This window comes from Verrucomicrobium sp. 3C, from assembly GCF_000379365.1.
Classification (GTDB): domain Bacteria; phylum Verrucomicrobiota; class Verrucomicrobiia; order Methylacidiphilales; family Methylacidiphilaceae; genus Methylacidimicrobium.
Map to the genome: position 1 here is coordinate 68,586 of NZ_KB901878.1, position 7,011 is coordinate 75,596.

Sequence of the window (7,011 nt, forward strand, 5' to 3'; positions counted from 1 at the left end):
GCATTCCTCTTGCGGACGATCTCTTCTAACACTTCTCTCTGCTCTTCACGAATCGGTAATGCAGTTAAAATGGCTCCCATAATGAAAGCCATAATACCTAGTCTGCACTGTTATTTCACGTAATTATGACGCGATGTACTAGTGTGCTGAGCGATAAATAGCTAGACACAAGGATCTTGTTCTGATAATTTGGATAAATGGGCAGACCTATCCGCATTCTTCCAGCGAGCGATGAGCAGAAACACGAACTCCAAAGCATGCCCTCGCCCAATACCCCGGCGGCTCTCCCCAGTGCACGTATTGCTCTCCTTCCCAGGGAGACAACGGCCTTCGCTTCTTTCTCACGAGCTCGGCGTCCGCATTGCCCGTTTCGAGGCTTTGTTCAGCGTTCACTTTCCTTAGGGCCTGCTTGCTCGCTGACCCGCTTCCCGGGCCTTTTCCCCCAGAGGCTTCGACCGCTGGCGTTACCACCAGTAGCCTCTCCGAGTGCTTCCGGCTGGAGCAATAGTTGCCGGGTGGAGATCACTCCCTCCCCACTGGGCGATGCACCCTTTTCACGGCGCACGAGAAATGGCGGCTAGCACCACGCTTGGCAAGCCTTCCCCCATCTATGTGGGGACGTGCGGATGGGACTACCCGGATTGGAAGCCGCTTCTCTACGGCGACTTCCCTCGCGGGCAATGGCTTACGCGCTACTCGCACCGCTTCCCGGCGGTCGAGGTCGATTCTTCCTTTTACCGCCGCCCCCGTGCCGAAACCTACCATCGGTGGGTGGAAGCAACGCCAGCCGATTTTGCCTTCGCCCTCAAGGGTCACCGCTTTGTCACCCATGTAAACCGGCTGCTTCGTTCGGAGGAGTCGCTCCAACTCCAGCTCGAGGATGCCTCTCCGCTGGGCTCCAAGCTCAAGGCATTCCTCTGGCAGCTTCCCGCCTTCTTCCCAAGAGACCTCGCCCGCCTTGAATCTTTTGCCAAGGCGCTGGCCGAGGCAAAGGGCTCCGCCCGACACGTTCTCGAGTTTCGCCATCCGTCCTGGTTTGATCCGGAGGTGGCTTCGCTCCTCGGCCATTACCGGATTGGGTCTTGCCAAAGCGATGCGGCTGACTGGCCCTTGTGGGACGCCGTCACGACCGACCTGGTCTTCGTGCGGCTCCATGGGGCCGAAGTGACCTATGTCTCTTCCTATTCCGAGAACGAGCTTGCCTCGTGGGCCGAACGCATCAGAACCTGGCAGGGGGAAGCTCGCACGGTGCATCTCTATTTCGACAACACGGCAGGCGGGGCGGCGGTGGAAAATGCGCTCACTCTTCTTGCCCTTCTTCCCGCAGAAGGGAGCTTCGGATGAAGGCCCGGCTCGCAACCATCCTCGCCGCCCTTTTCCTGGCGACAGGAGCCCTTTCGGCTCCGAGCGCCTCCGCTCCGGCCGGCCCGGCTCAGAAGACGCCCAAAAAGGGGCCGCAGATCTTCGCGGTGGTCGAATATGGTCCGCGGATCTCGCCCCAGGTTCAGTCCGAGAAAGACCGCTACCTCTCTGGGCTTTCCGAGGCGTTCGAAGGCCGGGTCCAACTGGAGGCAGCTCGCAAGCGGCTCTCTCTGACCGGGTTGGCGCTGACTCCCACCCATGGCTTTGTCGCCATCGCCTTTTTTCTGAACGGAGCGGGAGTGATTACGGAAAAGACCGTACTTCGCAGCGAAGGAGATGCCGCGGGACTGGTCGAGCGCACGGCACTCGATGCCCTTCGGGCTCTGACGCTTTACGTTCCCCCGCCTCCGGCCGTTCGTCCTGAATTGGGGGAGGGAGCGTGGAAATTCTTCTGCTGCTGGTGGCCGCCGGACTTCGGGGGCCTCAACGACGATCTGGAAACATCCGCCCGGTCGATCGATAAGTTTGCCGCATTCCTTGACGCCAAAGCCTCCTCCGGCCGGCCGCTGGAAATCCGGCATGGGAGATGATCGCAGACGCACAAAATCTCTCTCTCCAGGCAATAGTTCGGTTGCCTGCGCGACCTCTTGCCACTAAAAGTAGGTGTTTTATCCTGAGAAATTAAGCCGGTGAAGCTCGAAAGCCTCAAACAGATCACCGAAGCCTTGAATGCCGCGGGCGCGCGCTACCTCGTGGTGGGAGGGCTCGCGGTCGTTGCTCATGGATACGGGAGATCGACCATGGACCTCGATCTGGTCATCGATTTTTCCACCGAAAATCTCTCGTCGGTCTTTTCCGCCTTGGCCCGGCTGGGCTATCGGCCGGTGCCGCCGGTCGATCCGATGGATCTTGCCAATCCGTCCGCCCGGAAGCGCTGGGTTGAGGAAAAAGGGATGCGCGTGCTTCCGCTCCAGAGCGAGACTCATTGGGAGACGCCCGTGGACATTTTTGTCGTCGAGTCGTTTTCCTTCGAAGAGGAGTACGAGCAGGCGTTGCGCGAACGACTGCCGGGAGGGGAGCCGATCCGCTTCGTTCGGGTGGAGACGCTGATCGAGATGAAGCAGGGAGCGGGCCGTCATCAGGATCTTGCCGACATCGAGGAGCTTAAGCTTTCGCTTAGGGAAGAAAAGAGAGGAGAGGAGAATGGAATCTGAAACGGAGACGGATGAGAAACAATGGAATACAGCCCGGAATGCGCAACGGCGGTTTTTTTGCGCTTTGCCGCTCGCCAGGAAGCTGGCGATTGCCGCCGACCTTGCCGACATGGTTCGCGCTCTCCAACGCTGGCGCCCATCCCCGATTGGCCTCGCGCCTTCCTGCGCCTTGAGGCGACCGGCAACCGAACCTTGGCTCGGCGGCGCGGTTGGAACCGCCCGGGCGGTGGAGGGAGTTCCTGGGCATGGAGCCGCCTTCCTCTCCGCTGGCCTGCCTGCTTTTGGAAGTTCCGCCAGCCGTGTTCGGTCCCTCTGCCTGACGGCCTTCCTTTCCGCAGTCCTGACGAGTCCCACCTGGGCGGCACCGGAAGCGAAGCCGAGCGGGTCGTCTCCGGAGCCGAAGGCGCGCGCGATGAAGTTCGTCCATGTCCAGGAGATCTGGGAAAAGCAGGGACCTCGTCCGAAGAACGTCTGGATCTACGGCCGGTTCACCGCTCGCACCGCAGTTTCCGACGGCCTCTTTCTCGCCTCGGTCAATGAAGGAATCAACTGGCCAGATTGGGAGGAGAATTTTAATCTCATCGATAACCCGGGAAACTATGTCTTTCGGCGCGTGGTCTTTCAGACGAAGAGTCCGCTGCCGACGCTCCGGAAGGGAACCAAGTTTTCGATTCCGAAGGACCATCCGGCACGGCTGGTGGAGATCGACCGAGTCGACGGCTTGATCACGCGGATGGTGCTCGAATCCCCTCCCGTGATCGAGTCCCAGGTAGGAGCCGGCCGGCGGGTCGCGCCAAAAGAGACCTCGGAAACGAACGCTCCCTCCCGCGAGCGACCCCGGAGAGTGGTTCCCTTCGGGGCGTTGGCCGCCATCGCCAAGCAAGAAGGGGTTCATCCGGAAAACCTCTGGACCTGGGGAGCGTTCAGCGCCAGGTCAGACCTCCGGGAGGGTATCTTCACCGCCACCCCGGCGGGAGTCGAGAGCCGTCGGGTGGTCGAGTGGATCGCCGGAGCGGTCTTGATCTATCCGATCGTTGAAATTCCCAGCAGGGTCATTTTCTACGTGCATCGACCCAGGAAGATCCGGAACGGAGACAAGGTCGTGATCACCCCGAAGCATCCGGCGAAGGTGAATCGGCTCTTCGTATCGAGCGGGATCCTCGTCTGGCTCGATCTCGACCCTCCGCAGACCTCCTCGATTTCCGTCCGGCTGGGGTCGAGCGGACGGCCGCCCGGCGATTCCGACCCGGCTTCCTCGACTCCAGCTCGGGAGCTCGCTCCAGGGGCCTCGGTTCCGACCGCAACTCCGCCGACGGTCTCCCCGGTGTCCATTCCAACCGAAGCCCCTGCCCCCGAACGGCTCGCAACAGGATCCCAGTAGCGGATCGGCTCAGCTTCCGCCGCAGGTTGGCCAAGTGGATGTACCGGGAGTGCGCCGACGGAGGCTTGCCAGGGTGGCGGCGACGCGGTTGCGCCGCCAGCTCCGCGGCGAGGACGAGGCGGCCCGCATGCCCGAAGTGGTAATGGATAATAGCAAACTCCGTGGGAGTCAGGAATGCTTCCCGTTCTCCTCGCGGGAGGAGCCGCCTCCTGTCATCCAGGGAGATGGGGAGCGGGTGGAAGAGATCCGGCAAGCCTCTTTGTCTCGGGCGCCCGAGACATGCAGGCGATATTGCCCAGGATCGCCAAGAGCTCGATCTCGGCCCCATCGGCAACGGGATGCGATGAGAAAAAAGAAAAAGGCGTTTTGTGTTCGCGGGGGGCTTCTCTTTCTTGCTGGATGGATCGGTCTTCTTGCGGCTCAGGCTGCCGCGCAGCGGATCGCTCTCTCGCCGTCGCAAGCCGGCGCCATCGGCCGGCGACTCTGGCAGAATGAGTCGGGTGGGAAATTGTCCGGGTTGACGGCGTGGAACTCCGGGGAGGATTTTGCCTCGCTCGGTATCGGCCACTTTATCTGGTATCCCGCAGGAGTCGATGGCCCGTTCGAGGAGAGTTTTCCGCAGCTCCTGCAATTCCTCGAGCGGCGAGGAGTTTCTCTTCCCGGTTGGCTTGCGCAAGCCCGCGCTTGCCCGTGGCCCGACCGCCAGGAGTTTCTTGCCGCGGCCGACACTGGTCGGATGCGCGAGCTCCGCTCCCTCTTGGCGGAAACGGTAGGGGAGCAGACCCGATTTGCGATCGAACGATTGGAAGGCTCTCTGCCGAAGATGTTGGCCGCCGCCCCGGAGGGGGAGCGCGCACGGGTCGAGAGAAACTTCCGAGCCCTCGAAGCGACACCGGGAGGCCTCTTTGCCCTCGTCGATTACGTCAACTTCAAAGGGGACGGCACCTTCTCGACGGAACGCTACCGGGGAGAGGGCTGGGGACTCCTGGATGTTCTCCAAGCGATGGAGCCGGGACCGGCGCTTCCCTCCTTCCGGAAGGCGGCTCGCTCCGTCTTGGAACGCCGAGTACGGAACGCCCCTCCCGGACGACAGGAGGGGCGCTGGCTGCGCGGCTGGCTCAACCGTGTTGACGACTATCGTGAGGGCTAGCCATCCCTCGGACTCGGCCGCCCCCTGGTGTGCGAATCGCCGCCTGGACAACCGTTCCTCAAGCCATAGACCAGTATTCACCTGCCAGGGAAGGTCGTCCTGGACGTCGGCCGAACGGTCTTGCCGACGCTTTGCGTGCCGCAGTTTCGCCGGCAAAGTCCAGGTTGCGTCCAATGCTCGCGTTTCCGGGAGCAGAGGGGCGGGGGCTGTCGAGAGCCGCGTAACCGGGTATGCGCTGCATGCGCCGCTTTGAGGCTGGTCCGGACGCCCGATCAGAACGACCATGCATGCTTCGTCCGATTCCTCGCGGGTAGGGCGAAGCTTCGATCTCCGCCGGGCAAGCAGATGCCGGTGGACTTCACGGAAGTCTGTCGGGTTTGTCATCGTCTATTGGCTTTTGTGGCGAGGATGGATTACCGCCGGGCCTCGCCTCGAATCCAAGAGGAATAAGACCTCCCGGCTAATGAAGGAGCTCGGATCGGACGGATCCATTTGGGGGAGAAACGGTCTCCCAAACGATCGCGTTGCCATTGATTCGATTGGGTCTTGGAGAAGCCAAATACGCCTTCGTTTTTTGATATCCTTCCCCGATCAGCACAGTCGTATGGGAAAAATCATTGATCGGTAAGTCCGGGAGAATGTCTCCCAGATATAGATGGTAAAGCGTGACTCCCGGGGTGCTGAGCGCGAGACGAAGATCTTGCAGAAACTGCTGATGAAGCATGACCTCCAGAGCCCGAATCGAAATGGAAGTCATCCCGTGCAGGATAGGCGTGCATGAGCCGGGGTGCAAGTCGATCACGTAGAGCGTGGTCGCTCCCTCGTGCAGGGCCGTGGCCACGGGAATGTCGGCCACGAAGGCGCCGTCAACGTGCTGCCGTCCTCGGAGGAGGACCGGCGGCCAAAAAGGGGGGAACGCTGCACTGGCGGCAAGCGCCTCGACCAAAGGGCCGGCCGGATCATCGCCGTAGCGGATAAGCGCTTCCGTTTGCAGGTCGGCCGCCGTGACGCAGACTGGAATTTTCAGATGGCCGAAGCGTCTAACTCCTGCGGGCAAATGCCGGGCCAGATAGGTTGCAACCGCGTTACCCTCCACCAAGCTGTCGGCTCCGGTAAGGAAACGCCACGTCCTGCTTAGCAAACTTCCTGGCAGAACCTCTTTGGAGTGCATCTGCTGCCAGAGCTCGGCCATGGTTCGCAAGCCCTTTTCCGTAGGATCGGCGGCAAAAAACACGGCGTTGATCGCGCCAACGCTTGTGCCCACCAAGAAGTCCGGACGAATTCCAGAAGACATTAGGGCAAGCAGCGCACCTATTTCGATTGCGCCTCGATTCGCCCCTGCCGAAAGGACCCACGAGATCTTCCCCTTCGCCGCAGCGGACTGGGCTTGGCTCATGGGCCGGCTCTCCTCAGGCAGCAGGGCGGGGGTGGCCCGGGCCTTCTCCGAAGCGGCAGAGCTTCGGGAGAACAACGTGTTCGAAATGTGCTGCGAAGCTGAGGGGCAGGTCACGAGCAAAACAAGAGAAATTACCGAAAGAGCCGCAACGCTGCCGACCGCGACTCCTGCAACGAAGGGGCGACGCATCTGAGAATATCCTTCCGTCCCGCCAAATGGTTTCCGTTCGATCGCCAGACTCCATTCGCTGTTCGGAATTGGCCAAGCAAATAACTAGATGAAAATACTCGACTGTATCCGGAATTCCCACATCCAGCGGCGCTGTTTTGTTTTTTTCACATTCTGCTGGAATGTGATGCATACGTTACGAACGGCAAACGGGACAATGCCAGCATGTTGTGCCACAATAGAAATGTCCCCCTGAGACCTCGATAGAAATGTCCCTTAATGTTGCCTCGGAAAGGAGGAGGCGTGAGGAGGACAGCGTTGAGTGCTAAGGAGTTGGACA

Annotated in this window: 6 protein-coding genes; 5 read left to right on the forward strand and 1 reads right to left on the reverse strand. The window is 60.8% G+C overall.

Annotation, left to right across the window (positions count from 1 at the left end):
* Positions 1 to 570: 570 nt before the first annotated feature.
* The 5 genes from A37A_RS0114295 (at position 571) to A37A_RS0114315 (ending at position 5,107) form a co-directional block, all read left to right on the forward strand.
* Positions 571 to 1,344 carry a DUF72 domain-containing protein gene (locus A37A_RS0114295; protein ID WP_018292164.1) on the forward strand — a complete coding sequence of 258 codons (774 nt, stop codon included), beginning with the start codon at positions 571 to 573 and terminating at the stop codon, positions 1,342 to 1,344.
* Positions 1,341 to 1,952: an energy transducer TonB gene (locus A37A_RS17765; protein ID WP_018292165.1), complete on the forward strand. Its 612-nt coding sequence runs from the start codon at positions 1,341 to 1,343 to the stop codon at positions 1,950 to 1,952. The genes A37A_RS0114295 and A37A_RS17765 overlap by 4 nt, the downstream gene beginning before the upstream one ends.
* A 99-nt stretch (positions 1,953 to 2,051) precedes the next feature.
* Complete coding sequence (locus A37A_RS0114305; protein ID WP_018292166.1) at positions 2,052 to 2,576, forward strand: hypothetical protein; 525 nt, start codon at positions 2,052 to 2,054, stop codon at positions 2,574 to 2,576.
* Positions 2,566 to 3,957, forward strand: coding sequence for a hypothetical protein (locus tag A37A_RS20855; RefSeq protein WP_018292167.1), 1,392 nt, complete (start codon positions 2,566 to 2,568; stop codon positions 3,955 to 3,957). Before A37A_RS0114305 ends, A37A_RS20855 begins: the two co-directional genes overlap by 11 nt.
* Before the next feature lie 343 nt (positions 3,958 to 4,300).
* Positions 4,301 to 5,107, forward strand: coding sequence for a hypothetical protein (locus A37A_RS0114315; protein ID WP_051076313.1), 807 nt, complete (start codon positions 4,301 to 4,303; stop codon positions 5,105 to 5,107).
* 460 nt (positions 5,108 to 5,567) lie between these two features.
* On the opposite strand, the gene A37A_RS0114325 is transcribed toward A37A_RS0114315, so the two are convergent.
* The gene (locus A37A_RS0114325) at positions 5,568 to 6,692 is read right to left on the reverse strand and encodes a patatin-like phospholipase family protein (protein WP_018292169.1); all 1,125 of its coding nucleotides are present in this window, start codon (positions 6,690 to 6,692) and stop codon (positions 5,568 to 5,570) included.
* Positions 6,693 to 7,011: the final 319 nt, after the last annotated feature.